Source organism: Neorhizobium tunisiense (assembly GCF_039631515.1).
Taxonomy (GTDB): Bacteria; Pseudomonadota; Alphaproteobacteria; order Rhizobiales; family Rhizobiaceae; genus Neorhizobium.
Genome location: NZ_JBDIUU010000008.1, coordinates 38,901 through 64,422, shown reverse-complemented (window position 1 = coordinate 64,422; position 25,522 = coordinate 38,901). Strand labels below are relative to the sequence as shown.

The 25,522-nt window shown below is 57.6% G+C and carries 26 protein-coding genes; 13 read left to right on the top strand and 13 right to left on the bottom strand.

The genetic code is table 11. The features are described 5' to 3' along the window. Positions 1-166: 166 nt before the first annotated feature. Entirely contained in the window at positions 167-886 is a 720-nt protein-coding gene (locus ABCW43_RS21775) for a sugar transferase (RefSeq protein WP_345928313.1), read from the bottom strand. Positions 887-1,172: 286 nt separating this feature from the next. On the opposite strand from ABCW43_RS21775, the gene ABCW43_RS21770 reads away from it, so the two are divergent. The 3 genes from ABCW43_RS21770 (at position 1,173) to ABCW43_RS21760 (ending at position 4,145) form a co-directional block, all read left to right on the top strand. Further along, the gene (locus tag ABCW43_RS21770; protein ID WP_345928311.1) at positions 1,173-2,291 is read left to right on the top strand and encodes a glycosyltransferase; all 1,119 of its coding nucleotides are present in this window, start codon (positions 1,173-1,175) and stop codon (positions 2,289-2,291) included. 161 nt (positions 2,292-2,452) lie between these two features. Then, on the top strand, positions 2,453-3,652 hold the full coding sequence (locus ABCW43_RS21765; RefSeq protein WP_345928309.1) for a polysaccharide biosynthesis/export family protein: 1,200 nt from the start codon (positions 2,453-2,455) through the stop codon (positions 3,650-3,652). Positions 3,653-3,791: 139 nt separating this feature from the next. Then, the gene (locus ABCW43_RS21760) at positions 3,792-4,145 is read left to right on the top strand and encodes a hypothetical protein (protein ID WP_345928307.1); all 354 of its coding nucleotides are present in this window, start codon (positions 3,792-3,794) and stop codon (positions 4,143-4,145) included. On the opposite strand, the gene ABCW43_RS21755 is transcribed toward ABCW43_RS21760, so the two are convergent. Together ABCW43_RS21755 and ABCW43_RS21750 are read right to left on the bottom strand one after the other, a co-directional pair. Beyond that, the gene (locus tag ABCW43_RS21755; protein WP_345928305.1) at positions 4,142-5,110 is read right to left on the bottom strand and encodes an NAD-dependent epimerase/dehydratase family protein; all 969 of its coding nucleotides are present in this window, start codon (positions 5,108-5,110) and stop codon (positions 4,142-4,144) included. The two genes, ABCW43_RS21760 and ABCW43_RS21755, sit on opposite strands and share 4 nt — an antisense overlap. Positions 5,111-5,126: 16 nt before the next feature. Further along, the gene (locus ABCW43_RS21750) at positions 5,127-6,617 is read right to left on the bottom strand and encodes a GMC oxidoreductase (protein WP_345928303.1); all 1,491 of its coding nucleotides are present in this window, start codon (positions 6,615-6,617) and stop codon (positions 5,127-5,129) included. A 342-nt stretch (positions 6,618-6,959) separates the two neighbouring features. Here ABCW43_RS21750 and ABCW43_RS21745 point away from each other — a divergent pair, with 342 nt between their 5' ends. Both ABCW43_RS21745 and ABCW43_RS21740 read left to right on the top strand, forming a co-directional pair. Then, the gene (locus ABCW43_RS21745; RefSeq protein WP_345928301.1) at positions 6,960-8,102 is read left to right on the top strand and encodes a glycosyltransferase; all 1,143 of its coding nucleotides are present in this window, start codon (positions 6,960-6,962) and stop codon (positions 8,100-8,102) included. A gap of 40 nt (positions 8,103-8,142) precedes the next feature. Then, entirely contained in the window at positions 8,143-9,072 is a 930-nt protein-coding gene (locus ABCW43_RS21740) for a glycoside hydrolase family 16 protein (RefSeq protein WP_345928299.1), read from the top strand. On the opposite strand, the gene ABCW43_RS21735 is transcribed toward ABCW43_RS21740, so the two are convergent. Continuing rightward, entirely contained in the window at positions 9,063-10,499 is a 1,437-nt protein-coding gene (locus ABCW43_RS21735; RefSeq protein WP_345928756.1) for a hypothetical protein, read from the bottom strand. The genes ABCW43_RS21740 and ABCW43_RS21735 overlap by 10 nt on opposite strands. A 28-nt stretch (positions 10,500-10,527) precedes the next feature. Continuing rightward, a complete protein-coding gene (locus ABCW43_RS21730) occupies positions 10,528-11,625 on the bottom strand; it encodes a sterol desaturase family protein (RefSeq protein ID WP_345928297.1) in 1,098 nt (365 codons plus the stop codon). A gap of 258 nt (positions 11,626-11,883) precedes the next feature. Between ABCW43_RS21730 and ABCW43_RS21725 the strand changes: the two genes are divergently transcribed. Continuing rightward, positions 11,884-12,135 carry a hypothetical protein gene (locus ABCW43_RS21725; RefSeq protein WP_345928296.1) on the top strand — a complete coding sequence of 84 codons (252 nt, stop codon included), beginning with the start codon at positions 11,884-11,886 and terminating at the stop codon, positions 12,133-12,135. Positions 12,136-12,274: 139 nt separating this feature from the next. On the opposite strand, the gene ABCW43_RS21720 is transcribed toward ABCW43_RS21725, so the two are convergent. The 3 genes from ABCW43_RS21720 to ABCW43_RS21715 all read right to left on the bottom strand — a co-directional run bounded on the left by ABCW43_RS21720 (position 12,275) and on the right by ABCW43_RS21715 (position 14,299). Beyond that, entirely contained in the window at positions 12,275-12,742 is a 468-nt protein-coding gene (locus tag ABCW43_RS21720; RefSeq protein WP_345928295.1) for a hypothetical protein, read from the bottom strand. Positions 12,743-13,704: 962 nt separating this feature from the next. After that, entirely contained in the window at positions 13,705-14,064 is a 360-nt protein-coding gene (locus ABCW43_RS28865; RefSeq protein ID WP_445738987.1) for a DUF982 domain-containing protein, read from the bottom strand. A 34-nt stretch (positions 14,065-14,098) separates the two neighbouring features. Further along, positions 14,099-14,299, bottom strand: a complete 201-nt coding sequence (locus ABCW43_RS21715; protein ID WP_345928755.1) for a DUF982 domain-containing protein — start codon at positions 14,297-14,299, stop codon at positions 14,099-14,101. A gap of 567 nt (positions 14,300-14,866) precedes the next feature. On the opposite strand from ABCW43_RS21715, the gene ABCW43_RS21710 reads away from it, so the two are divergent. The 4 genes from ABCW43_RS21710 to ABCW43_RS21695 all read left to right on the top strand — a co-directional run bounded on the left by ABCW43_RS21710 (position 14,867) and on the right by ABCW43_RS21695 (position 17,663). Further along, positions 14,867-15,283: a hypothetical protein gene (locus ABCW43_RS21710; RefSeq protein WP_345928293.1), complete on the top strand. Its 417-nt coding sequence runs from the start codon at positions 14,867-14,869 to the stop codon at positions 15,281-15,283. 352 nt (positions 15,284-15,635) lie between these two features. Further along, positions 15,636-16,148: an invasion associated locus B family protein gene (locus ABCW43_RS21705; RefSeq protein WP_345928291.1), complete on the top strand. Its 513-nt coding sequence runs from the start codon at positions 15,636-15,638 to the stop codon at positions 16,146-16,148. A 251-nt stretch (positions 16,149-16,399) separates the two neighbouring features. Next, positions 16,400-16,702, top strand: a complete 303-nt coding sequence (locus tag ABCW43_RS21700; protein WP_345928289.1) for a hypothetical protein — start codon at positions 16,400-16,402, stop codon at positions 16,700-16,702. Between the two features lie 718 nt (positions 16,703-17,420). After that, positions 17,421-17,663: a hypothetical protein gene (locus ABCW43_RS21695; protein WP_345928287.1), complete on the top strand. Its 243-nt coding sequence runs from the start codon at positions 17,421-17,423 to the stop codon at positions 17,661-17,663. Positions 17,664-17,715: 52 nt separating this feature from the next. Here ABCW43_RS21695 and ABCW43_RS21690 read toward each other — a convergent pair whose 3' ends face one another. Both ABCW43_RS21690 and ABCW43_RS21685 read right to left on the bottom strand, forming a co-directional pair. Further along, positions 17,716-18,057, bottom strand: coding sequence for a hypothetical protein (locus ABCW43_RS21690; protein WP_345928285.1), 342 nt, complete (start codon positions 18,055-18,057; stop codon positions 17,716-17,718). A gap of 116 nt (positions 18,058-18,173) precedes the next feature. Further along, positions 18,174-18,482 (bottom strand): hypothetical protein, encoded by a 309-nt coding sequence (locus ABCW43_RS21685; RefSeq protein ID WP_345928283.1) that lies wholly within the window; start codon positions 18,480-18,482, stop codon positions 18,174-18,176. 173 nt (positions 18,483-18,655) lie between these two features. Between ABCW43_RS21685 and ABCW43_RS21680 the strand changes: the two genes are divergently transcribed. Further along, on the top strand, positions 18,656-19,102 hold the full coding sequence (locus ABCW43_RS21680; protein WP_345928281.1) for a MarR family winged helix-turn-helix transcriptional regulator: 447 nt from the start codon (positions 18,656-18,658) through the stop codon (positions 19,100-19,102). Positions 19,103-19,132: 30 nt separating this feature from the next. On the opposite strand, the gene ABCW43_RS21675 is transcribed toward ABCW43_RS21680, so the two are convergent. The 3 genes from ABCW43_RS21675 to ABCW43_RS21665 form a co-directional block, all read right to left on the bottom strand. Next, positions 19,133-19,441: a hypothetical protein gene (locus ABCW43_RS21675; protein WP_345928279.1), complete on the bottom strand. Its 309-nt coding sequence runs from the start codon at positions 19,439-19,441 to the stop codon at positions 19,133-19,135. A gap of 317 nt (positions 19,442-19,758) precedes the next feature. Then, entirely contained in the window at positions 19,759-21,807 is a 2,049-nt protein-coding gene (locus tag ABCW43_RS21670; protein ID WP_345928277.1) for a TRAP transporter permease, read from the bottom strand. 91 nt (positions 21,808-21,898) lie between these two features. Further along, positions 21,899-22,882 (bottom strand): TAXI family TRAP transporter solute-binding subunit, encoded by a 984-nt coding sequence (locus ABCW43_RS21665; RefSeq protein ID WP_345928275.1) that lies wholly within the window; start codon positions 22,880-22,882, stop codon positions 21,899-21,901. Positions 22,883-23,434: 552 nt separating this feature from the next. Between ABCW43_RS21665 and mctS the strand changes: the two genes are divergently transcribed. Together mctS and mctR are read left to right on the top strand one after the other, a co-directional pair. Further along, a complete protein-coding gene (gene mctS / locus ABCW43_RS21660; RefSeq protein WP_345928273.1) occupies positions 23,435-24,817 on the top strand; it encodes a two-component system sensor histidine kinase MctS in 1,383 nt (460 codons plus the stop codon). After that, a complete protein-coding gene (mctR, locus tag ABCW43_RS21655; RefSeq protein WP_345928270.1) occupies positions 24,817-25,482 on the top strand; it encodes a two-component system response regulator MctR in 666 nt (221 codons plus the stop codon). Before mctS ends, mctR begins: the two co-directional genes overlap by 1 nt. Positions 25,483-25,522: the final 40 nt, after the last annotated feature.

The following is a 25,522-nucleotide window of genomic DNA, read 5'->3' as shown; positions in this document are numbered from 1 at the left end:
ATTGTGTTTGCCGTATGCCCTAAATCCCTTCCGCCGGCCGCCACGATCCGAACTGCCGCGCTGGATCAAGGAGGAGCCTGCAGGCGAATTTATCTCGCTGGGAAGCGTGAGAAGGTGTTCACCGTTCGGCAGGCCTGGCCGCTACCCGGGCCTATCCCCAGGATATTCAATAGCTTCCCTGCGCCCTTAGGACCGCAGGGACGGTCTTGGCCATAATGACGATATCGCCCCAGATGCTTTGTTCGCGGACATAGCGCATGTCCAGTTCGACGCGCGCATTGTAGCTGATGTCATTGCGGCCACTAATTTGCCAGAGGCCGGTCAGACCTGGCCGAACCCGGATGTAGTCCACGAAGTAGCGACCATAGAATTCCGCCTCACTCGATACGATCGGGCGCGGGCCGACGATGCTCATATGCCCTAGCACGACGTTGAAGAGCTGCGGGATTTCGTCGACACTGCTTTTGCGCAACAGGGCGCCAAGCGGCGTAATCCTGGGGTCGTTCTTCAGTTTGTGCGTGGCTGCCCATTCGGCCCGCTCCGACGGATTGGCGGCGAGATGCCGAAGCAGGGCCTCCTCGGCATTGGGGACCATCGTCCTGAACTTGAGGCAGGGGAACATAACCCCGTTCTTGCCAACCCGGCGGTGTCTAACGAAAATCGGGCGACCCTGGACGGCATAAAGCAGGGCGATCAGCATCACGATCATCGGCATCAGGACGATAAGTCCCACAAGGGACATTGCCGTGTCGAGAGCGCGTTTCAGAGGGATCGAGAGGCGATGCGACGCTTCATTTCCGATCTTCGAGAAAGCGAATTGCTCAGGTGCGTGGAGATGCGCGCTGTTTATCGCATTCAAATTACCACTGACATTCATGTCATTCATCTGCGTGCTCCGTGCTCCAGAAAAGACGAAAGGATGTGGGCAGATAATTTAGAGCGGCATCCAGACTTAGGTTAGCCCGTGGTATTTCATTTGACAATACTTTTATTGCGGCGCACTATTTAGAACAATTAGGGTACATATGCCTATATTTATCGATATATAGAACGGTTAAACTGCATGAGACGGGGTAGGTAATTATATTTACTTCTTTCGATCTATAAGGCGACCTAAATTGCTACAGTCGCTGCGCAATTCGGCACTGTACTTGATCATAGGGGAGACTTCCATGCGGGTGGCAATTGTCCATTACTGGTTGGTCGGAATGCGGGGTGGAGAAAAGGTCCTGGAGGCCCTCTGCCGGATCTATCCGGGCGCCGACATCTACACGCATGTTTATGATCCTGCTGCGATTTCCCCGGAAATTCGGAAGCATCGCATCTATACGACCTTCATCGATTCCCTGCCCTACGCGAAGCGGTTGTACAAAAAATACCTGCCGCTGATGCCGATGGCCTTGGAGCAACTGGACCTCAGCGCGTACGACCTAGTCATTAGTAGCGAGTCAGGACCTTCAAAAGGAGTAATACCTACCTCCCCGGCCATCCATATTTGTTACTGTCACTCGCCGATGCGATACATTTGGAACATGTACAACAAGTACTACGAAACCTCCGGCAGGCTGACGCGGATTATGATGCCGCCGCTGGCGCATTATTTGCGGACCTGGGATGTCGCGACGGCCAGCCGCGTCGATGAGTTCATCGCCAATTCGACGACGGTGGCGCAGCGGGTGAAGAGCTATTACCGCAGGGATGCTCAGATCATCCATCCGCCGGTCGATACCCAGGCGTTTCGACCGGTCGCCGCCCGTGACCTCGAGGATTATTATCTGATGGCCGGGGAACTGGTGAGTTACAAACGCCCGGATCTCGCCGTGGAAGCGTTCAACCGGATGAAGGTAAAACTGGTGGTCATCGGCGGCGGCGAGATGTTGGATCGCCTGCGCAAGATCGCCGGGCCCACCGTGACTGTCATGGGGGCTCAGTCATTCGAGGTGCTTCAGCATCACTACGCGCGCTGCAGGGCGCTCGTTTTTCCGGGGGAGGAGGATTTCGGCATCGTGCCGGTTGAAGCGATGGCGAGTGGCCGACCCGTCATCGCCTATGGGCGGGGCGGGGCGACGGAAACCGTCATTGCCGGCAAGACCGGCGTGTTTTTCTCCACCCAATCGGTTGAGGCAGTCATCGATGCCGCCGAGCGCCTCGATAAAATGGATTTCAATCCCGCCGATGCCGTTGCGCGGGCGCAGGAATTCCGGACGGCGGTTTTCATCGACAAGTTCAGGTCCTACGCCAATCACCTCACCGGGCAGGGGCCGGTCTGGGATGACGTACGGATAGCCTAACCAGCCTGGGGTAAAGGAGTGACCGAATGCAGCAACTGAGCTTCTTACGACGCCCGTCTACCATGCGTGTCAGGTCGTCGGCCGCATCCGCGTCCCGGCCGTATTGCCTGGCCAGGCTCCTCCTGCTTTTGGCGATTTGGTTTGCGGCATTTTTTCCGGGCATGCCGGCAAGATCGGCCGACTATACGCTCGGCCCGCAGGACGTTCTCAAAATTCGCGTTTTCGAATGGCGGCCGAATGCCGGGGTGGCATTCGAATGGGTGCCATTGACGGGTGAATTCGCCGTCTCGGCAGCAGGCACATTATCGCTCCCTATCATCGGCACGGTTCCGGTCGCCGGCAAGACGTTGGATGATGTATCAAGCTTGATCGGAGAGCAGCTTCAGAGACAGGTCGGCTTGCAGAAGCGCCCCAATGCTTCCGTGGAGGTCTCGGTCTATCGACCATTCTTTGTGACGGGCTTGGTGTCCAAGCCGGGGAAATACGGCTACGTTCCCGGCTTGACCGTGATCCAGGCAATCAGCATGGCAGGCGGGCTGGGAGGAGCCGATCCCGAGATGATCGGTCTCCAGCGCGACGCGCTCGTCACTCAGGGAGACCTCGGCCAGTTGGAAATAGAGCATTATGGACTTCTGGCACGCCAGGCGCGTGTCGAGGCGCTTCTCGGCGGAGCAGCCATGGTCTCTTTCCCACAGGAACTGGCATCGCAAGCCACGCGGCCGGCCCTGGCGCGCATGATGCAGGACGAACAGGCATTGTTCGAAACCCGGCTGCATCTGATGAACACCGAACTCGACAGGCTTGCCCAGGCCAAGATTCTGGCAACGAACCAGCTCGAAACACTGCGGCTCAAGGAAAGCTCGCTCGCCAGGCAGACCGAGATGGCGACCAAGGACCTCACTTCCATCAACAAGATGGTGTCCCAGGGGCTGACTGTATCGTCTCGGCAACTGGGTGCAAACCAAGGGCTTGCGGATCTCGAAAGCCGCAGCCTGGATGTCTCGCTCGCAATTCTCAAGACGCAGCAGGACCTCGCCAAGCTCGATCAGGAAATGGGTGATTTTCGCCAGAAATACCGAGGTGACGCGCTTGCCGAGGCTGTTGACCTGCGCGACCGGTTGGCGGCCAATTCTGAAAAGGCGAAAACGGCGCGGGCGCTTCTGGCAAATATCGAACTGCGTGCACCCGCCGTCCTCGCCGCGCTGGAAGCCGACGGCAAGCCCGCCTTTATGACGATGGTGAACCGGACGATCAACGGTGCGATGCAGACCTTGGTCGTGAGCGACAATGACGAAGTGGCCCCAGGCGACGTCGTGCGGGTGGAGAGACGTGTGAAAGACATTCGCCCGAAGAACTTCTGAAATTCGGCCAGGACCGACAGCACAAAATCGTCACCGAGCTCGGTGCCGGAAGCTAGCCAATTCCTCCTTGCTTGGAACATTCAGCACATGGTAGGATAAAATTCTAAAATACCGGAGATGAGGCTGGTAAAGGACGCTGATGACTTGGGATTTGGTCATTGCATTCATCATCGGTCTGCTTTGCGCGGTCCGATTGCCAATTTTGATCTTTACGCTTGTCGTTCTGGTGATCATCATCGTTTTGGCGGCAACGGCAATTGTTCTTGGTAATTCGGTCTTCGAGGCGCTGACCTGGGCGTTCCTCGTTGCGGCGGCGCTTGAGGCGGGATGCGTAGCCATGAACGGGATATTCTATCTGCTCTATGTCCGAAGGCACGAAAACGAGCGGAAGCAATCCCCGTTGGAAGTGAATTCGAAGTTTTCTGGAACGAGAGAGCTCACGGCTTCGCGCCCGAGTGCATTCATGCGGCGCCTCATCGCTCGGCTTCTCTAATTCCCAACGCTCTTGTCGAGGTTCGAAAGCGCACGCCGTTGAGCATCTGCCATACCGTAGCGAAAGCGGAAGCCGGCCTCCTTCAGGCGCTGATTGGAAAAGCGCATTCGCCATAAAGGGTTTCTCAAAGGCAGGGTTCTAAATCTCAGGAAATCGTGGAGCCAGTCGGCAATTGCCGGTATCGGCATGCATTTGTAGCGTCGGTCGTGGCTGACGGAGAACGCTTTTCGCATGAAATCGATGTGCCGCGGATCGGTGCAATCGTCCTCCGCGAGGTTATAGACTTCAACCTCGCCCGGGAGGCCGTGGCCTGCAAGGCCACGCACGATAAACCAGATCATCGCATCGGAAACATCGCCAACATAGATGTGATGCGCATGACGATGCGCGGCAAGCAGCCGTTTGGTCGGGCTCCATTCGCGGATCCCGATCAACTGGTTGATATCGACGACCACGGCGGGGCGCACGATCGTAAAGCGGGTCCGTTTTGCCACGGCGCGCAGCGCAAGTTCGCCCGCAAGTTTGGTGCGCCCGTACATCCGAACATAGTCGAGAGCCCAATATTGCGAGGCGATATCCCGATCGACAGTCAACACCGGCGAAGTCTCGTCGATCAGACGCTGTCGCCCGCTCCCATAAACCGAAATGGTGCTGGCATAACAGAAAGCGGCAATGCCTTGACGCTCGGCGGCCTGGGCAAGTTGTCGCGTCGCTTCCACATTGACCCGCTGCATGCGCTCCATCTTGCCGAGTTCGGCGGCAAGGTGCAGGACCGCGCAGCAGCCGTTGACGAGGCCGTCCCAGTCATCATCCACCATGAAGTCGAACCGCCGCCACTCAAGGAGACCGTCGACCTCGCGTCCATCCCCTACCAATGGCTTCGATGTGGTGGCTCGTACGGCATAACCGCGTTCAATCAGATCCGCGACGACGACCTTGCCGATCCTGCCGGTCGCGCCAGTCACCAGAACGGGCCTGGCCTCAGGCAAATCTGGCATGGGCCGCCACCGGGACTGGCTGTCGATATTGGTGCTCCATCTTGAGGTGATCAGCGAGGCGGACAGCCAGTCCGACGATCATCTGCGTCGGATTGCAATGCCCGGCCGTCGGGAAAATCGAGCTGCCAAGAACGAAGAGACCGCTGACACCATGTACTTCGCAATTGGCATCAACGACGCCGCGGCCGGGATCCACGGACATACGCGTCGTTCCAGTCGGATGGGCAACATCGACGAATGTTGGGGGAATTTCGGCGCCGTCCTTGACCCATTCCTCGAGCTTCGGCGCAGGCAGGCCGGCTTTCGGCAGTTCCTGGACAGCCAATTCCGCCGTTCTGCGCATGGTGCGGGACTCGGCGCTATGGCTGCGCCAATCCACGCGTGGTAGCCGCATGCCCAGGCGATCGCGTCGTTCCGACAAGGTCACGCGGCTATCGGGATTGGGCACCTGCTCGCACATGCATTGCAGGTTGAGTTCGGTCAGCTTGCGCGGTACGCCGTTCTTCGCGCCTAAAAAGTCTTTCAATCCCCTGACGAGCAAATTGCTGTTCGCAATGATACTGAATATGTCCTGCGGCAGCTTCGGAGCGCGCCCCGCTATCCGCCGCAAGGCATCCCAAGGGTCATCCTCAGCCAGCACCTCGCCCAGCCAGCCGGCGCAGTTGAGCAGCTCTTCGCGTCGTTGAATATCCGGGCTCAGCCGAAATCCGGCGCGAAAGAAATGGCGGCTGACATTGTATCGGCCAAAGCGTCTTTGAAGCGCATCGGAGCCAGCCAGGGAAAATGTCGCCACCGAACCCCGTAAATGATCCATGAGGTAGCGTCCAACCTGATCATGGTCGTTTCCCACGCCCTGAGGTTTTGTCTCGTTGGAGTTCAAAAGCGTGCGTGGGTTTTCGATGCCTCCGCAGCACAGGACCACGACGGAAGCGGTCAGGACAGCCTGGCTGCCGTCGGCAGTCGCAAATCGTACGCTGCGAACGGCGCCTCCCGATTCCGATACCTGGACGCTCTGCACCGTCGCCCCGGTGACGAGTGTCACGTTAGGGCCGATCCGCCTGGCCAGGTGGCGACCGAAGCGCATATATTCGTAAGGGTAAGCCTCTTCAGCGTCGCGGCTGAATTGCCAGAAGAAAGGTATCAGAACATCCGGATCGAGATCGGGCGTCGGCCGCTCGCGACCGGCAATAGACCAGAACCGCTCATCGTTATAGCCGCTGCCGAGAGCCAGGCCGAGATGGGTGGTGGTGCGCGCCAGATAGGGTTCGAGGTCTGCGCCGTCGATCGGCCAGCCGGAATGGGGAACCCAAGGCCGCTCCTCATAGTCGATGGGGTCGAACGGGCCGCAACGTCCACCCCACGTATGGGAGCTGCCGCCAACGACCCGATTGCGAACAGACCATTGATCGCTCGCACGCGCACGCCCGACATTGTCGATCTCGTCAAGCGCATCCGCCCGCGGATCACGGGCCATGCCGCCGCTTTCCAGAAGTGTGACGCAAAGGTTGGTGTTCGACAATTCCTGGGCAAGTGTCGTGCCGGCCGGTCCTGAGCCGACAATGCAGATGTCGCAGCGCGACAGTGGAAGTACAGTCTCTCCCGGTATCCCATTTAATTCAATGACTGACATCCAGGAAACCTTTACTGTTGCAATTTGTTCGACAATAGCTCAATCTTATTGAGCTGGCGGCGAGAGATTTTCTTGCTTGTTGCCGCGGTTTGACTTGTCGCTCCAGCAGGGATGTTTCCGACGTTTTTTATGGGAGGTTGTTCTTTACTGTACAATGTCTGGTGAAAAATTCAAAGAGGTAGTTGTATGCAAACAGCAACCATGCCCTACGCCGAAAGACTTAGTGGCCATACACCTTTGAAGATACTCTACGTCCAACCGGGTACGGGGGCTTTCGCCGGTATCGAGAGGGTCGTGGATACGATCTGTTCCGGCCTGATCGATCAGTATGGAAACGACTTCGAAGTGGACGTGCTCTACACCGCGGTTCACAAGAACCGCCCCACGGAAGACAGGAAGTACACCATTATCGATCGGGTGGCTTCGAGCCGGATCGAGCTGATGCGCAACTTCCGCAACGTCATCGGAGCCAAGGATTATGACCTGATCGTCGTGCCGCAGATCGAGCCGACGGTGATCTGCATGGCCTCCTGCATCGGCATTCGGCGGCGGTTTGCGGTCCATCTCCACGGCAATCCCAAGCTGGAGTGCAGTCACATCAAGGCCAAGGTACTTTTCCTGTTGATGAAGACGCTTTTCCTGCCGAAGATAGCGTCGGTTTTCGGAACCTCGCCGCGGCAGCTCAAGTCATTCAATGCGATGTTCAAGAGCAAGCGGCCGCACTACTGGGTGCCCAACCCGGTTCGAAAATTCGACCTCTCCCATGCCGACCACGCCCGCGCCGACGACACCGTGACTTTCGTCAATGTCGGCCGCTTCTCGTTTCAGAAAGGCCAGGACATTCTGCTTGCCGCGTTTTCCGAACTGCGGAAGAAACGCAGCAACGTCCTGCTGAAAATCGTCGGTTTTGGCAACGGGGAGGCGGCCCTGCGCGCCGAGATCGACCGCCACGGCCTCGGCAATGCGGTCAGCCTGGAGCATCATCCCGACAATCCTCAGCCCGCACTGGCGGCAAGCGACGTCTATGTCTCCACATCACGCTGGGAGGGCTGGTCGCTCGCCATATGCGAGGCGTTGCGGTTCGGTTTGCCGGTCATCGCGACCGATTGTGAATTCGGCCCGAGCGACATTCTCGTCGATAGCAGGCTGGGCCTGCTTGTGCCGGTGGATCGTCGCGAGGAGCTCGTGAACGCGATGGTTTATTATTGCGACAATCTGCGCGCCGAGCAGGCCCATGCCGGCTTCCGGCAGGAGTTCATTGACTGTTACAGCCCGGAGCGGGTGGTCGAGGTGCATGCCAACGCGTTGCGGAGCGCGGCAGCGGCGTAGGTGCCTGGACCAGCCGGATGAAAGTGACGTGAGGTGTATCATGACGAGATTGCTGTCCCGCCGCTCATTCGCCATAGGCTCGCTGGCCTCGGCCGGTCTCGTCGGCGGTCTCGCCTGGCGATCGAAGGCTTCCGCTCCCCTGGAGGATCCAACAAGCGGACGGACCGTGATATTCGAGGACAAGTTCACCGCGCTCGATTGGTCGACATGGAACGCCGGGCCGAAGCCGACCACTTCCGATCCGGGCTTTTACGGCCGTTCGGCCTTCGCCAGAGACAGCGGCGAAGAGGGTTTCAATCCCTATTCGATTGTCGACGACCCGAACGCAAGCGATGGAAAGGCATTGGAGGTGGCCGCAAAATACATCGGCCGGCCGATGGAGGTCCCGCATTATTACGGCAATGGACTGGCCGAGTTCCAATGGATATCGGGCAACATTCAGACGGCGAGGCGCGACGGCACGATCTTGAAGGGTTGGCGGCGCGGTTATTTCGAGGCCCGGATGCTGTTTCCGAGACACCCGCTGAGCTGGCCGGCTTTCTGGATGATGAACGGCCGCAGCGTCCTGTCTCCGCAGACGAGCATCGAAATCGATGTCGTCGAGCATAAGGGCTGGGAACCCACGCTCTACGGTGCCTATCTGCACGAGTGGGGGCAGCCCGGTGAGCATCACGAAGGAACCGGTGTGCCGACCCCGATCGATATGACAGCCGGTTACTGCCGATACGGGGTGCTCGTCACCGATACGGAATGCACGATCTATTTCGAACGACAGCCTATCATCGATACCAAGACTGGAATGCCGGCGATCTGGACGATCACCCGCTCCGCTGAACTCGACACCAATCAGGACGTGTTCTGGCCAGTCCTCACGCTTGCCCTGCGTTCGGATGTCCCCTATCCGCAACCGCTCTTACCCGCCGACACGATCACCCATATGCGGGTCGATTATTTCCGGGTTTACGCCTGACGGAAAGGCTTTGGGCGTGTCGTGAATTCATCTTCACCGGTATGTAACGGGGGCGAGGGAACCGCCATGGCTTCGTGCTCCGGTTCAGCGCTCGAAAGGCCAGCCAAGATGAAGAACACAAGGCCGAGATCGACTGTCGGCCCTGCAATCATGGCGCCGATCATCAGGCAGGCGCAGCCGTTGCGCGCGGCAAGGCGGACATCCGAGGTGACGGTACGGGGCGTCCCGCGCCGTTTGGAAAATGCCGAAATCGCAAAGAGCGTAAACATGATCGTTCCCGGTATCCCGACGTTCGAAAGCAGGGCGAACAGAAAGCTTGATGTGCGGGAGGTGCCGAGGCCAACGCCGAGACCATAGGAATCGAGAAAATTCTGGTACCCGTAGGTATTCCAGGAGCCGCGTTCGACCGCGGAAGGGGAGGTGGATTTGCTGAAGATAAGCAGGTCGAAATAGTTGTAGAGCTGTCGGAAGAGCTCGTCGTTGAGGGCTATCGCCAACGCGACGAGGCAAATCAGGGGCGGCGCGAACAGAACGATCGCCGAGCTGTTCCGGGTTCCAGACCGTCCGCCGCAGCGGAAGAAAGCTGTGATATACAGGATCAGGAAGCACAGCGGCAAAGCCAACAGTCCTGCCGAAGACGTGGACCGTATTACCAGCAGTGTCGTGACGAGAAAAAGTGCCCCGCTCCACCTCAGGTCGCGTCCGCAGAGCCACAGCGTGCCCGTAAATCCGACGGAGGCGAGACTGATGCCGGCGAATGCCGACGCCTCCGGCCATGAGCCGACGATACGTTTGACACCGGCTACGACGTCATCGTCGTGAAATGTGTATTGGGCGTTGCGGATATAAAGAAAGAGATCCTGCGCTCCCGTGCCATAGGTCACGAGGTCGAGGAGAGCAAAGAAGGCATTCGCTCCGGCGAACACCAGAACGCCGACGGTGATCGCCCGGAAGCCGGCAAGAGTGGATCCGATTGCCAGGATGAGTACATAGGCAAGAAGATCTGCGGAAACATAGACCGCCTGGGTAAAATTGCTGGAGACCGGCCCCAAAGGGACGGTGCCCCCGGTGGACGGATATTCGGTGACGCCGAGTGGAATGATGTCTGTCATGCGGGCGAGCAGGCGCGGCGCAAAAAAACCCAGCACCGTTCCGTAGATCAGCAGACAGGCCAACCAGAACCCTGGCCTCGGAAAGGACAGCGCCTTGACCGCGATGCCAAACTTGTTTCGGTAGGTCAGGACGCTAAGGGCAAGGAATGCGAGGAAGAGGTGCGCCGGCTGGATGTTTGCAGATCCCATCAGGATCGCGGCAGCAGCGCCGAAAACGGATAGGCCGATGAAAACGACGATGCTGGCATGGTAGCCCGCAAACAGACAGTAGATACCCAGAACGAACGTAAATATCCCGATCGGTTCCAAACTCATCCGCGATACCTGTTGCTGCCGGCACCCATCAGCCAATCGGCCCGGTATTTGATGCCACCGAAGGAGATGCCGTGCCGAGGGAAGTCGCAGTCGAGTTTCCCGCCTGGGCGCCTTGCTCGGTCCTTCTCTGCTTTTCGACGAAAGTCGGCGGATCTCGCTCGGCGCTTGGCTTGGCACCAACACCAGGGCGCACCAGCGTGACGATCGCCTTCCAGCTCCTCAGCATCGGGTCCAGATAGGCGCCCTTGATCGTATTGAATTTCTGCAACGAGGCATCGCTGTAGCCGGAGATACCGAATATCGCCTTCTCTCCTTTTTCGGGCTTGTAGCCGGTTCCAAACATCCAGTCGAAGATCGAAAGATTGGTTCCGAAATTCTTGTCCCAATGACGCTCGACCTTGCTGTGGTGAATCTGGTGCATGTGGGGGCTGATCAGGAAGTGGTCGAACCATCCGAGACTGATTGGAAGATGCGAATGCTTGAGGGGGTCGAGCGTCCAGAGGGTGAATATCTTGCTTGCAACGGCCCGTAGCGCAACGGCCTCTATCAGGCTGATGCCGAACAGGAACATGAATATCCCGGCAACCATGCCGGTGATCACGCCCGCTACCATGCCGCCATATACCAGCGGGAGGGAGTGGCCGCGCCTGGATGTCAGCGGATTGAGGAAATCGGCGGAATGGTGGACCTTGTGCAGTTCCCATAAGGCGGGCACCTTGTGTTCGAGGTAGTGCACCAGATAATCGGCGAACTCGGCGGCGATCAGCATCAGGATCGTGCATGAGACCGTGACCAGGTAATTTATGCCGAGCGGCGAAAAATCGGAAAAGACGGATCGCAGGCCAAAGTCGATCGCGCTGGAAATCAACGCGGTGGCCGCGAGGCCTGGAGCGACGAAGAGGAAGTCTGTCAACTTTCTCCAGACATAGATGATGACATCCATATGGAAACTTTTCGATGTGAGTACATTGAAAGGAACGCAGTGCTCGAACATCTCCCTGAGTGAAAAGTCCGAACTGTTACGCCATAGCGAGAAGAAGAAGGTCACCAAGCCCGCTCCAAAGAAGATTCCCCATGTAATGGCGAACTGCGGAAAATTGAGAAAATATGGCTGCAGATTTTCCATCTCGATCCCTTTCACTCGCTCCGTGGAGCCGAACTTGCTTCACGTCTGACGCATGGGGGACTGTGTATGGTCGATATGTATGACAACGCATGGAATGCAGCGACGGATGTGCTCGTCGCAAACTATCGTTAGGGCAAAACGTAAGGCCCGGTCGTCTTGTTGGACCGAGCCCCCGTATTCAAAGTATCGCAGTTAGATTTTACGGTTTTGAAACACCCTGGCAACCGGATCAAAAGGTTTAAGCCTTGCGACCTCCCGATGGCGTTTCGTCGGGAAAACGACCCGTCCGAGAACCCGCTGACGGCCGCTTGCGTCAAGCAGAAGGATAGGGCCTTCCGCAAGGCGGTACAACACGCGTTGCCCATCTCGCCGGGTCTCGACGAAGCCGCCTTGGCGAAAGTGCTTCAGATGGGCGGCGGTGAGGGGCATCGAAAGGCTCATCAGGCCCGCCAGACGCTCGACGAATCTGCCACGGGCTCCGGAGCGCAGCGGAAATCTTCCCAAGACTAAGCGCGCGCATTTTTTTCTGACCCATGGCCATGCGACATGTTCCGGCTAGCCGCAGGCCGATCGGCTCAGCGACTTCGTGGCCGCACAGGCAAGTTGCGCCGCGGCTGCGACATGCTCAACTGTCGCAGTATCAATCCGCTCAGTGCGGCTTAGGACTCGCAAACCGGGTGAGGGAAGTTTCGCCTGCCCAATTCAATTCTCGCGGGTCATAGCGGACAGTGCGGATCGCAAAGGAAAGAGGGTTTAGTCCGTAGCACGTCGAGAAGAAATCTCCCGGTGCGATGACTTCGTCACTCGTATGGGACGCCCTGTAGATGATCGAATTGCGTTGCCTGGCAACTAGGCTGAATGAGACAGCCTGAAGGGTCTTGTCCGCACGGTTGGTGATCCGGACCGAAACCGGCATCTCTGGATTCGGACACAACCTCGGGTCGGAGTTCGCTGAGATGGAGACAGACTGGTTCGAGGGCTCCTGCTCGCTTTTGCGATCCGTAGCGAGCCAAAATCCCACCCAGGCAACGGCGAGCAAAGCGACCACAACCGCGCCAGCTCTGCGCGAAAACAAGAAGGTTATCAAAACTATCGCGCCGCCGATCAGCCAACCCATCGCGGCCTCGGCACATTGTGGCTGATGATTGTCTTCATCGCTCCTACGTAGGTTTGGATCAGATGCAACGCAATGGAAGGAAGTGACGCATCTGAAGAAGGTTGTCGCGAAAGCGTGTTCAGTGGGCGACAAACACCTTCTGCGGGGAAATGCCCTCGTAACGTCATGAGAAGGTCGTGCGCCAGTTGGTTCCGATTGAGGAGATCTGCGCCGCAAGATCGTTTTGGTTCGCTACGGACGGGAGCTAATCTCGGGTAACAGCTCACGTACGCGGGACGTGTTGTTCAGCCGTTGGATGTGCGGAACGAGGACCAAGGTCCCAGAATGTCCGAGGGGCGTACCCTTAACCCTGGCTCTTCGTTCCACTTTGGCCCATCTCAAAATTGCCCGCTTCGGCGGATGTTTTCTTTTGGCGTGTTCACTTAGGCGCGATGGTTGAGGGCTCCTTCTTGGAATTAGGCCGACCTGATCGAGTGCAGGGTCGTCGGGCAGCTCAGCGAAAGTCACACCCTGTGCTGGGACAGTAAAGAACTGGGCCATAGAAGTCGTGAGATCTCAAGGGACTGTAGGCCATTGCAATAGAATGCTTTTAACCAGTGAACGTGGGTGGCTGGCGCCGGATGCGTACGGTTCCCCAAGGCGCTTTCCTCTTCCCTGTGCTTCCGTTCATCTCGAGGCGATATATGTTGCTTGCGCAGGTACGTCGCCATCTGCCTTCGTGGTAACCGGAACGGTTAACTAGGGAAATGTCTTGGTGCCCGACAACATCATGAGCAACTGACGCTCCCCTCTTATTCCATGTTGAAACAGATCGATCAGATCCCGTGCAATCCGGGTGGCTCCCGCGCTTCCCTTCTCCAAGCGCCGTCGCTCGCACAGTTGATCGAATACCTTTTGGAGCATTTCCAAATCCTCGGGATCGAGAATGGACGCTGACTGAGAATGATTCTGAAGCATCGTCTCTAGTCACTTGCAAAATCGAGAGCGGTTGAAAGGGGGGCCTCGATAGAAACGGTCGCCGCGGGTGCCTTTCCGAGTAGCTCGGAAACGCCAAGCTGATCGGCAGACCGTTCAGGTCGGTGATCGATTAACGCGCCCGCTTCGATCGCTGCAGCGACAAATGCCAACCGAGCCGCCTCGGGTTTTTCTCGGCCAGCTAGCACGGCATAGCAGGCGTCCATTGCTATAAGGCGGAAATTTCCGGTTCTCACTGGCCACCGATCGAAAAGCGCGACCAGCGCTTCGTCAACGCCTCCCACAGAGTGCACGACATTCTCATCGGTCCGATAGTAGACACACGGGCCCCACAGCGCGGTCTCCATTTTTTACCCCCTTGTCTTCAGATTTTGCTCCAGTTTATTGCGTGAGTTGCGCCTCCTTCAGTGCCAGACCGAAGCACGCTCTGGCGTCTTCGATCGACACGCGGCCATCCATGGCGGCGAGCATAGCCGTCTGGGCCTTGGCGAACTGCGAGCCCTTTACCTTGGGCCACCGCACGTCGTGACCAGTTCGCGAAGCCATGAAATCATATGCCTCGAACGGCCCGTGAATAGCCATCCCGCAGACGAAAACTGGAGGTTCCCAGATTATTGTTCTCATGAAGTGCCCCTTCCCGGAATGGAAAGGTAGTCAGATTTTTCGCGCGTGACAAAGCGGAAATGCGAAATCCACTCGGTCATTGGTTTAACGAGGGGCCTGACAAGCGATGTGAGCCGTCCGGAAGCCCATGAAAATTAGGCGAAAAGAAGCATCTCTCGCCACCCAATCACAATGACGTGTTCAAGCTCTGGCGTCGCCGAACAAAGATTTCTCAACTGATCAAGAGGAAAAAGCATCCATCGGACATTCCTCGGTAACAGATCCGGAGCATCTGGCAAGTTGATCTTTCACAAGGTGACCGTCATCCGCGTAGTCGCAAGCTGTATGACTGGCAGAAAATGGGCGAGAATCTTCATAATCCTACCTCATATACCGGATCGAGCTCTGGATTCACTTTTGGCTGCTTCAGGGCGGAGGAAGAGGTTGAAGTCGATGACGCGCGATCAAGACTTTGTGATCTCTGCCAAGGTTGCTCTGAAAGGTCATTTTTATATCATGTCATGATAAAGAAGTGAGGAGAAAGCTATGCAAGGTATCGGAGGTGGTGGTCGGTCTTCGTTTCGTCCGTCCAAAACCCTATGGCTTTGGTCGCTGGTCGGCGCATCGGTATTAACGATGATCGTTGGCTTCACATGGGGAGGCTGGACGACATCGGCGCGCGTGCGAGAGATGAACATGGTCGCAGCGCGGGATGCGCGGGCCGATCTGGTTGCCGGCATGTGCGTCCACGACTTCATAAGCGCGAGCGATGCCGAGCAAAACTTGCAGGCCCTCAAAGCCATCTCGTCTTGGGAACGTGAGAATTTCATCAAGGAGGGCGGGTGGACAAAAGTCCCCGGGATCGATGGCCCCGTCATCAATGCGGCAAATAGCTGCGCGGAACAGCTGATAGAACTGAAAGAGCTTCCGCAAACAGTCCCCTCGGGTGTGACGGACAGCTAGCCTTCGTCTGGATGTGATGAGATGTCCAGTCGAGCGAGGCCCGCCTGAAATGATTTCGGGCGGGCCAACAGGGATCTTCCTGGCCGCATTGTGCCCCGCAGACATATTTTGTTTGGTACGTGTATCAGTTCACAACTTTTCGAATGCTCGGACGTTCGCATGATTTTTGGCGAGCCCCGCCGGGGACTCCAAAGTGCTTCCACTTCATTCCAATGCCACAAGGTACGCTACGCGTCACGCCGTTTTTGGTTTGGTCCCGCGACAGTCCCACTGCGGCGCCCGACTATAAAGGAGCGGCTTGCGCGGCCAACTTGGCCCTAGCCTCCGTATTCAATCTAGCCATGGAGACGAGATGTCCCGCAAATCGTTCGCCCTCGCCGCTATTGCCCTTGCTGCAATGGGTCCGGCATTGGCTAATGCGCGGCCCGGTTCGGCGCCGACGATGGTCAAAACGTTTGGGGCTTGGGGTCTCTATTCGTATTCAACAGATGGTGCGAAACACTGCTATGCACTCTCCGCGCCACTGCGGGCTCAGCCGGCGAATGTTGACCACGGCAACAACTATATCCTGGTGGCCCCAGACCCGCGGGCCGGGAGCTACTATCCGCAAGCCGTCATGGGTTATGACATTCTCGGCGGCTCAGAGATAACGGTGTCTGTCGATGGCAGGAATTTTTCGCTGACGCCGAAAGGGAATTCCGCTTGGACGAAGAACGCGAGCGATGACGCTGCACTGGTTGAGGCGATGAAAGCTGGCAGCTCGATGACGGTGAGCGCGACCTCGAAACGAGGTACGCGGACGAATTATAGGTATGCACTTGCGGGCCTAACAGCTGCGCTTACGGCAGCGGCAAAATGCAGCTGAACTCAAGCGCGCCTGATTTCTGGTTTAGGGTCTGGTCTTTTTCTGGCGGCTCCCGATCACGCGGTAACGTCTCAGGGTGATCACTCGAAATGCTGGAAATCGAGCTCGCATGCCTCCCTCACGGTGCGATAACACTCCTGTGTCCGCCTCTGTCTTTTAATGTTTATCACGTCATGATATATTAAAGTGAGCGGTCAATAAAGAATCGCGGGTGGGCAGTTAACAATCAAAATAAGCCGGGGAGGGTGCAGATGAAGGATATTGCTGAAGTTGCAAAGTTGACGCTGCTGCTTGAGCGAATACTGAGGGAACGCGGGCTTCTGGATCAGGAACAGCTCAATGCCTCGGGGTTGCCGGTTGATCTGCAAAAGAGGATGGGCCGCCTCATCGAGAACGCATCCGAGTTGCAGGGCCTGTTGAGGATTGGCCACGCTGCTCGTCTTGGTGAAGCTCTTTCTCCGCCCGTCATCGAGGCCACCCGCGTCATGGTCCAGGAAGTATGCGAGGCATTGCTGGACCACGATAAGATTCAGATTGAAGGCACGGTGCATTAGTGGGGCGTATTTATGTCAACATCATCCCCCGCACGCACCTTCGTGCAGGCTAGTTTCCTTGCCGCTGTGTTTTCGACCGTAACTCTCTCATTTGCCGTTGGGGGAGAAACCTCGAACTGTGCCGACACCGCCAAGAGCGTGTTGGATCAGACCCCCGGCCAGGTTTTGTCGGTCACATCGGGGAAGGGTCGGTGCGTGGTTATTTTTCTCATGCACCGTGAAGGGCAACGGCCGAAGAGGGTGGTGCTAGATCTCACGAACGAGATGAGGGTCTACCCTGGCGTCAAGGCTAAGCACCCGGCCCTCGATCAGATCCGAGCAGTGAACGAATGAGGCATTTGCATCTTCATCAGGAGTGACGAAGCTTGTTGAACGCGGCCTTACAGTTTTACATTTCAAACAGTGTTGGTATGTGGACCGGGCGGATAGGCGGTGCGCCCCGGCCGGTTCTTGCCTTGATGCTGATATGGGCGGGCAGCGCGGAGGCTGCAGCGCCAAACCACCTGCAGATACCGCCTGCGCTGAAGGCCAAAGAGGCCACGTATATTACCGACGTGACAGGCAAACGCGTTCGAATTGTTGGTCCGCGCTTTTATCCAAACCCCGCGAAAAGCCTAACGTTTCCCGGTCGCGGCGCGAGGTTGCCGGACCGGCCACGCTAGCGAAAGTAGGTGCAGCCTGTTGAGGGGCAGGGCGAAAGGACAAGGAGGTGTAACTGATGAATCGACGCGAAGAAACCAGAGCGGCGGTCATAAACTATCTCCGATCTGTCCACGCGACGCCCGTCGCACCTGTCAACCTGCACCAGGTGACAGTCGCCCTAGCTAAGGCGAACTTCACGCAGGAGGAGATCGTAAGAGCGTTGTTTTGGCTGGAAACTGATCACGTCCTGGAGCTGATGCAAGGCAATCTTGTCCGTGTCATGCATTTCATGACAGTCGATGAAGATGCCTCGCTTTGACGAGATGGTGATTTAACGTCCTCCGGCCTCGCCTGACACGGTAGATCAGTTCCTAAATCTGTTCAATGACCATGACCTGCTCGATTTGCGCCAACCATCGCTTCCCTTTCTGGGTAATAAAGAAGAAGGTCGCAGGCTTGGTCCTTCGTATCCAGCGAAAAAGGCGGGTTGGCTGCCTTACGCTGTCAACAACACCGGCCGCGACAAGAGCTGCGACGGCATCGGCAATTGCGTCATCGGCACCTCTGACGTGAGCAGACAGCTCGGCCCAGGTAAACGGAGCGGTGCGGTAGATCTCTCCGCGGTGGAAAACTTGTAATCGGCGATCTCGATGTCCGCGGCCGATCACTCCAAGCAGTTGCCTCTCGACCTCGTTGAGTTCCGGAATTGCCACCGCAACCTCCTCTCTTGCCGGTCTCACATCGGGGTTTAACCCATCCGTTCTCATGGTTGAGGCAGGTCGGACATCATCGGGCAAAGTTAGCCGACTTGTCCCCGTCTCCGCCGGCGTTACCTGCAAGAAAGTGCAACAGAGTTTTTCCCACGCAGGTAACGCATCGTGTATCCAGTGGGTTGGTTCTCATGAAGCGCCACGGTCAAGGCCTTATTGCCAAATTGGACAGTGAACGATGCCGCTATTTCACCTGAGGCCAAATCGTTGATGGGCGCGATTGTTATAAGTCCGATGTTGACGTAGCGGTCGAATTCAGTGTCGGAGAGCCCGAACAGCGGGGCGATACAACTCACCTCAAGCCTGCCCGCCTTGAGTTCAGGCAGTGGTTCCACCCCGTATCCAGCTGAAACTCTTGCCACTTTCAAAAGCCCCCCCTTACTCTTGCCGTTAAGACGACCTATGATTCGCGCGCGCAACGGCGGACTTCGTGCCCGAGGCGGACCATGCCGAGTACATCCGCCGCGCGCACGCGAACCGTCCTCCCAACGCGGACACCCAAACAATATATCATGGCGTGATTCAATAAAAGGTTTTTTGGATGCCGGCTACAGAAGAAGTGGACTTCAAAAAGGAACTGCCCCCGGGGCTCTACGGCGCGCTCGCCGGGTTCCGGCTCGCAATGCGCCGTTTCCTGGCGCTCAGCGAAGCAGCACTCGCGGAGGCCGAGGTCACGTCTCAGCAATACCAGGCAATGCTGGTGATCAAGACGGCGGCGGGCGGGCGCATTATGATGAGAGAGCTGTCAGAGCAGATGTTGATGCACCCTCACGGTGCAGTACAGCTTGTCGACCGCCTCTCGTTGGCTGGTCTCGCAAACCGAATACCCTCCGAAAATGACAGGCGGAGTGTCTTGATCGGGTTAACGCCTAGGGGGGAGGGCCTCCTTGAGGAGCTCGCAAGAATCCATGTCGAAGGCTTGTTGGCCAATCAGCCGTTGCTGGTCGAGTCGCTGTCGAAACTGCGCGGTCTGGGTGAGATAGAATAGCGTCGGGCGCGAACTCGGAGATGGGTTTGGTCAGAAGGGCAGCATCTGATCCCTGACAACCGGGATATGGGCAGTGGCCAGCGTGAGGGGAGCAAGCCACAAGCCGGTGATGATACTCCCAAGCAGCCAGAAGATCGTGTCGAAGTTCACGCTCGAGCGTTGTTTCGGCCATCGATGGGCACCGGGACCTTGTGAGAGCTTCCAGGTCACCCCTGCAAAGAAGATGGCGCTGAGGAGGCTCCCGAAGATAGCCACAAAGTAGAAAATGATCGTCACGAGCCCTGCAGCAAACCTGACGCCAAAGGTCTCGCCGCTTTGGCTGAAGACAGCGACACTCATCGCCCCGACGAGTAGGCAGACAGTACCAAGGGCCACCACAGAACAAGCCAGCCAAAAGCATCCTCGATGCCTCGCGCGGCCGCTTTCAATGCGATCGCAACACGACCAGCCATATCCGTATCCTTTCCATGGTGGCGGTCACCGGCTCAGGCTTCCAGATCGGTCTACCGTACTCCATCTTATATCATAGAATGATGCATTTTAAGGAGGCGCGAGTTCAACTTTATGCGATGTTGATCGCAAACCCAGACCACCGGCAATTGCGATCACGTTGATGGTGACGCCGGCCCCGGAAGGTCATAGGATTCGGGCCGTGGCTAAGCGTGCGCACGGCTGACCACAGTGAGTTGCCGAACCAAGACAGGCACGACCAAAAACAGCCCCACCAGGGACGACACAAGTTCGGGGACCACCAACAGGATCGCGGCTAAAATCAGGAGTGTTCTTTCCCACCAGACGGTTCTGACAAGCAAGAAGCCGGAAAGGGCGGAGCCGAGGCATGTAATGCCCAAGACGCACCCGACGAAGGCGATCGTGAAGTTGCTCCAGGAGAAGTTGGCGGTCACGAGCAGAAGGGATGGCGAGAACACAAACACGAACGGTACGAGCACCTTTCCCAAACCCAGGCGAAATGCGGTGTTGCCTGTCTTGAAGGGATCGGCGCCGGCCATGCCGGCCGCAGCATAGGCCGCGAGCGCTACGGGAGGTGTGATGTCGGCAAGCACCCCGTAATAGAAGACGAAGAAATGCGCGACGATCGGCTCGACACCCAGCATGCCAAGTGTCGGGGCGGCAATCGTTGCCATGATAATGTAATTGGCAGTCGTTGGAATGCCGCAGCCCATCAGAATGCAGACCACACCGGTCATGATGAGGGTGAATAATAATGTCAGTGTCTGCGGCCCGAACCAGGCTTCTGGAACCATCGTACCGACCCAGGTGGCCATTTCCGCCGCCGTCGTGGTGACGATGTAGGAAATCTTGAAGCCGACGCCGGTCAATGTCACGACCCCCACGATAATGCCAACCGTTGCTGCGGCCGCGCCCACCGCGAGCGCATATTTTGCACCGTCCCGAAGGCCCTCGAGCACGTCCGTCACAGACATGCGCCGGCGCGGATTGATGAGGCCAACGGCGATGCAAAGCGTGATGCCCCAGAATGCAGCGAGGTAAGGCGTGTAGCCGGAGAGCAGGATGCCGATCAGCACGACGAGCGGGATCACCGTCGGCCAGTCGCGCTTCAAGGCTTCCTTCAGATCCGGCATTTCGTCGTCGGTCATGCCGCGAAGACCCTCCCGCTTCGCCTCGAAGTGAACCTGAACCAGAACACCGAAGAAATGCATGAAGGCCGGCACGATCGCCGCCAGGATGATCGTCGTGTAGGGGAGATTGAGGAACTCGATCATCAGGAATGCCGCGGCGCCCATGATCGGCGGGGTGATCTGGCCACCGGTGGACGATGCGGATTCGACGGCCGCTGCAAATGTACGCTTGTAGCCGAGCCGGATCATCGCCGGGATCGTCAGTGAACCGACAGTCACAGTATTGGCGACGGACGAGCCGGATATCATGCCGAACAGTGCCGATCCGAAAATCGATATCTTGGCCGGGCCGCCGGCGTAGCGACCAGCAACCCATGCCGCACAATCGAGAAAAAGCTGGCCGAGCCCGATACGTGTCGCAAACACCCCGAACAGTACGAAATGGAAGACGTAGGTCGCGACGACGCCGAGCGCGATGCCGTAGATGCCCTGGCTGGTCAGGTAGAGGTGATTGATCAACTGCGAGAAGGTCGCGCCGGGATGAACCAGAATTCCTGGCATGGACGGCCCGTACAGAGAGTAGACCATGAACAGGACAGCGATGATCGGCAAAGGCCAGCCCACCGAGCGGCGTGTTGCTTCGAGAAGGACCAGCACCAGCATGCCACCCAGCACGACATCCGTCGTAGTCGGGTTGCCAACACGAAAGGCGAGGTCATCGAGCGGAATGAACGGCACGTGCATGACAGCGATGACCGCACCGATCGTCAGCGCCCAATCGAAGAGCGAAATGCCGAGCGGCCGCAACACAGTCGACGGCACCGGCTCGCCATAACCGCGCTTTGAGAAAGGAAATACAAGAAATATCAAGCCAAGGACGAACGACAGGTGGATACCGCGATGCAGCACCTCCGACAGAAGGCCGAACCCGGCGGTGTAATAGTGAAAGAGGGACAACGCGATCAGCAGCGCCCCGACCAACCGCGCAGCAAGCGGTGCCAGCGGACGGAAGCGAATTTCGGCGTCGAACTGCTCTTCGAGCTCGCGCGCCCTTGCTTCGTCAAGCTCCATCGGAGAGGTCTTGCCGGCAGTGTCGTCGCTCATGTGGGAAATCCTTGGCATCGCTTCTAAACAGTTGATGCGGCGGCCTGCCTCAGCCTGCCACCGCATCACCAATCACACGCTCAGCGCCTGTCTATTTCAGGACGCCGGCTTCCTTGTAAAATTTCTCCGCGCCCGGATGGAGTGGAATGCCCAGGCTGGTCGTTGCATTTTGAAGAGTGATCATCTTTCCCTTCGCATGTCCAGCATCGAGCGCAGCGCGCGTTGCACCGTTCCACATGACTTTTGTGATCTTGTAGACCAGCTCGTCCGACTGCTTCGCGCTGGTGACCCATTGTGCCGCAACCGAGATCGTAGGCGTTTCGGCAACATCCTTGTAGGTGTTGGCCGGGACAGTATCCTTCGAAAAGAAGGTGTAGTCCTTGATCAGCTTGTCAACTTCCGGACCATTGATCGGGATGAGCGAGATGCCGCTGGAGGTGGCCAGTTCGGAGATGGCCCCGGTCGGATAACCACCAACAAAGAAGTAGGCATCCAGTCCCCCGTCACGCAGGCGGTCGCCGGCCGGGCCAGGCTTGAGGTGCTCGGCTTTGATATCGCTTTCCTTTAACCCGTAGGCACCGAGCACGATACGAGCGTCGACGATCGTCCCCGAGCCTGGTTCATCGATGGAAACGCGCTTGCCCTTAAGGTCTGCAACTGATTTGATGCCCGCATCCTTGCGCGCAACAAGATGGATCGTTTCCGGATACAGCGTGGCGATCAGGCGAAGGTCCTCGACTTTGCCCTTTCCTTCATAGAGGCCTGTACCACTGTGCGCCCAGTAAGCGACATCCGATTGGGTGAACCCGGATTCCATTGATCCGCCCTGGATCGCGTTGATGTTCGCCACGGATCCGTTCGACGCAACAGCTGTGGAAACGAGGCCGGCAACACCCTTGTCGCCGGCGCCTGAAATTGCGTTGGCGATCAATCCCCCGATTGGGTAGTAGGTTCCAGCAGTCCCGCCCGTACCGATCCTAAAAAAGGCCGGTACCTGCGCGCTTGCGAAGCTGGCACCGAGAGCGAGCACCCCCACAATGGCGCCGACCGACATGAAACGTTTGCTGATGTTCATCAATGTTCCCTTTCGCGTGTTTCGGTGAACATGATAAATGTGCCCAGCGGTTGTCAACCGAAAGTGACGCTGTCAGCAGGCGGCCAGGCTCGATCAACCTGGAGTTAGATTTCAAATGCCCGTCTCGCCTCAGGTCTGGTCGAGGAGCCAGACGCATCGACCACACCACGTCCACCACGGGTCGCCGTTGGTAGCGCCATGCATCAACGTTTCTGACGTTTGGTGGCGGCCGGAGCATCCACACGTCCCCGGCCGCGAAGGCGAAATGGCCGTAATCGGCAGTTGCAGTCGCTATGAACTATGGGGCAGGGAAAGACGGATGACTGGATCGATGGCGACAATGAGGGATTTCACTTGCGCGCAAGACAGTTACCGGAGCCCCGCAAGCTGTTGGTCTGGCGTCATGGAGAGGATGTGAGGCCGATGTCGCCGTTTTGCGTTGGTGCAAGCGGATGACCCTGATAATGCTTGGGAGCAAGCGTCGACGGCCAAATAATCTCCAATCGCCCGGCGTCCTGCATTCGACATCAATGCTTCGCCGGGGGGCCAACCTTGCACCTGCGTCATCAAATCGTGGCTTTGGCAATCGTACCACTCATCGTCGCGATCCTCACCGTCACGGCGTTTATCACCTGGCAATCCACAAGGCTTGCCCAGAGCAGTATCGACACGTTCGAGCGCAACATGCTGAAGGCGAAAGAAACCGAGCTTCTTAACCTTACGAATCTGGCGATTTCTGCAATTCAGGGAATTTATGCGGATGCCGGACAACAGGACGAGGCCGCCAAGGAAAGGGTCAGATCGATCCTGACCGCGCTGGACTACGGAACCGACGGTTATTTCTTCGTCTACGATTATGACGGCAACAATGTTGTCCATCCGCGCCAGACCTTCCGTCCAGGGCACAATTGGCTCGATCTCACCGATCCTGACGGAGACAAGGTGATCGCCAATCTCATTGCCAAGGCAAAGGAAGGCGGGGGATTGCATCAGTACAAGTGGCAAAAACCGTCAAGCGGCGAAATGGCCGATAAACTCTCGTTCGCTGTCGGTCTCGAGAAGTGGAAGTGGATGGTCGGCACGGGCGTATATCTTGATGATGTTTATGCGCAGACCGCCGCCGCGAATGCCGACACGCGGAGGAACATCAGGGGGACATTCACGATTGTCGCTCTGATTGCGGTACCGGCCGTCCTCCTGGTCTTCGCAACCTGCCTGTGGATCACCCTTCATGAGCGCCGCCTCGCCGATGACAAGCTCACCGCCCTTACCCAGCGGGTCATCGATGCTCAGGAAGAAGAGCGGGCAAGGCTTGCGCGGGAGCTGCATGACGGCATTTCACAGAGCCTTGTCGGCGTTCGATACGCAATCGACCTCGCCAGCCGAAAAGCGAAAGGTAACGCAGATGATGCGTCTGCCGCGATTGATCGTGGAGCCGAGGCTCTGACCCAGGCGATCAAGGAGGTAAGACGCCTTTCGCATGAATTGCGGCCAAGGGTGCTGGACGATCTGGGACTGACGCCGGCGCTGAAATCTCTGGCGCAGAATTTCGGCGAGAGGACCGGTATCGAGGTTAGCGTGGAGGCGGAAGGGCCCGACGCTTTGAAGGCCGGAGCAAATACCGCGCTTTACAGAATAGCACAGGAAGCTTTGACCAATATCGAAAGACACGCGGGCGCCACTCGGGTGACCGTTCGGCTTTGGCGGGAACGCCAACGCGTACGGATGAGCATTTCCGACAATGGGGGCGGTTTCGACGGGAGTTCAGCCGGCGTTCAGCCCAAGAGTGGCGGCTTGGGCCTGAGGAATATGCAGGAGCGCATGTCCCATTTTGGAGGCATATTACTGGTCAGATCCTCGGCGGATGGGACAACTTTGACCGCTATGCTTCCGAAATCCGCCAATCGACCGGAAGATAAACGGGTGGCGGCTTGATGATATCGGATCGGATCAGGGTCCTTCTCGTGGACAACCACCCGCTCGTACTCGAGGGGCTAAAGGCGCTGCTCGAAACCTACGGCCACATCGAAGTGGTGGCAACGGCCATTCAGGCCAGCACAGGCCTGGACGAGGCCCGGCGGACCTTGCCGCACGTCGTCCTGATGGATATCAACATGCCGCAATTGAACGGCATCGAGGCCATCGACCTATTCAAGGCGGCGGTTCCCGAGACCCGGATTCTGATGCTCTCCATGCATGAAAACCGGGAGTATATATCAGCATCGGTCTTGAGGGGGGCCGCAGGATATATCCTGAAGGATGTTCCGACGGAGGAGATCGTCGCTGCGATTGAAGCCGTCGCAGCCGGTGGCAGATATTTCTCGTCAGGGGTTTCCGAAGCGCTTCTTTCACGCAAGGGCACCGAGGGTTCCGACGGTCTGACAGCGCGGGAGCGGGACGTGCTGATCAAGATCGCCGCCGGAAGCAGCAATCGTGATATCGCGGATGTCCTGGCCATTTCAGCCGCGACTGTTGAAACTCACCGCAAGAACATAAAGAAAAAGCTCGGGATCGCGACGACGGCCGGACTGATCCGATATGTAATGGAAAATGGCTTGTCGCCGACTGACGTTTCCTCGGCTCTACCCACTTCTGGGTAGCCTCGTTCATTTCACCTCACCACGCTCTTGTTCGCTCCTC

Excerpts from the sequence above, each read along its gene's own strand:
- ABCW43_RS21775 (WP_345928313.1), bottom strand. The coding sequence starts at position 886 with ATGAATGACATGAATGTCAGTGGTAATTTGAATGCGATAAACAGCGCG.
- ABCW43_RS21770 (WP_345928311.1), top strand. The coding sequence starts at position 1,173 with ATGCGGGTGGCAATTGTCCATTACTGGTTGGTCGGAATGCGGGGTGGA.
- ABCW43_RS21765 (WP_345928309.1), top strand. The coding sequence starts at position 2,453 with ATGCCGGCAAGATCGGCCGACTATACGCTCGGCCCGCAGGACGTTCTC.
- ABCW43_RS21760 (WP_345928307.1), top strand. The coding sequence starts at position 3,792 with ATGACTTGGGATTTGGTCATTGCATTCATCATCGGTCTGCTTTGCGCG.
- ABCW43_RS21750 (WP_345928303.1), bottom strand. The coding sequence starts at position 6,617 with ATGGCCCGTGATCCGCGGGCGGATGCGCTTGACGAGATCGACAATGTC.
- ABCW43_RS21745 (WP_345928301.1), top strand. The coding sequence starts at position 6,960 with ATGCAAACAGCAACCATGCCCTACGCCGAAAGACTTAGTGGCCATACA.
- ABCW43_RS21740 (WP_345928299.1), top strand. The coding sequence starts at position 8,143 with ATGACGAGATTGCTGTCCCGCCGCTCATTCGCCATAGGCTCGCTGGCC.
- ABCW43_RS21735 (WP_345928756.1), bottom strand. The coding sequence starts at position 10,499 with ATGAGTTTGGAACCGATCGGGATATTTACGTTCGTTCTGGGTATCTAC.
- ABCW43_RS21730 (WP_345928297.1), bottom strand. The coding sequence starts at position 11,625 with ATGGAAAATCTGCAGCCATATTTTCTCAATTTTCCGCAGTTCGCCATT.
- ABCW43_RS21725 (WP_345928296.1), top strand. The coding sequence starts at position 11,884 with ATGGCGTTTCGTCGGGAAAACGACCCGTCCGAGAACCCGCTGACGGCC.
- ABCW43_RS21720 (WP_345928295.1), bottom strand. The coding sequence starts at position 12,742 with ATGGGTTGGCTGATCGGCGGCGCGATAGTTTTGATAACCTTCTTGTTT.
- ABCW43_RS28865 (WP_445738987.1), bottom strand. The coding sequence starts at position 14,064 with ATGGAGACCGCGCTGTGGGGCCCGTGTGTCTACTATCGGACCGATGAG.
- ABCW43_RS21715 (WP_345928755.1), bottom strand. The coding sequence starts at position 14,299 with ATGGCTATTCACGGGCCGTTCGAGGCATATGATTTCATGGCTTCGCGA.
- ABCW43_RS21710 (WP_345928293.1), top strand. The coding sequence starts at position 14,867 with ATGCAAGGTATCGGAGGTGGTGGTCGGTCTTCGTTTCGTCCGTCCAAA.
- ABCW43_RS21705 (WP_345928291.1), top strand. The coding sequence starts at position 15,636 with ATGTCCCGCAAATCGTTCGCCCTCGCCGCTATTGCCCTTGCTGCAATG.
- ABCW43_RS21700 (WP_345928289.1), top strand. The coding sequence starts at position 16,400 with ATGAAGGATATTGCTGAAGTTGCAAAGTTGACGCTGCTGCTTGAGCGA.
- ABCW43_RS21695 (WP_345928287.1), top strand. The coding sequence starts at position 17,421 with ATGAATCGACGCGAAGAAACCAGAGCGGCGGTCATAAACTATCTCCGA.
- ABCW43_RS21680 (WP_345928281.1), top strand. The coding sequence starts at position 18,656 with ATGCCGGCTACAGAAGAAGTGGACTTCAAAAAGGAACTGCCCCCGGGG.
- ABCW43_RS21675 (WP_345928279.1), bottom strand. The coding sequence starts at position 19,441 with ATGAGTGTCGCTGTCTTCAGCCAAAGCGGCGAGACCTTTGGCGTCAGG.
- ABCW43_RS21670 (WP_345928277.1), bottom strand. The coding sequence starts at position 21,807 with ATGAGCGACGACACTGCCGGCAAGACCTCTCCGATGGAGCTTGACGAA.
- ABCW43_RS21665 (WP_345928275.1), bottom strand. The coding sequence starts at position 22,882 with ATGAACATCAGCAAACGTTTCATGTCGGTCGGCGCCATTGTGGGGGTG.
- mctR (WP_345928270.1), top strand. The coding sequence starts at position 24,817 with ATGATATCGGATCGGATCAGGGTCCTTCTCGTGGACAACCACCCGCTC.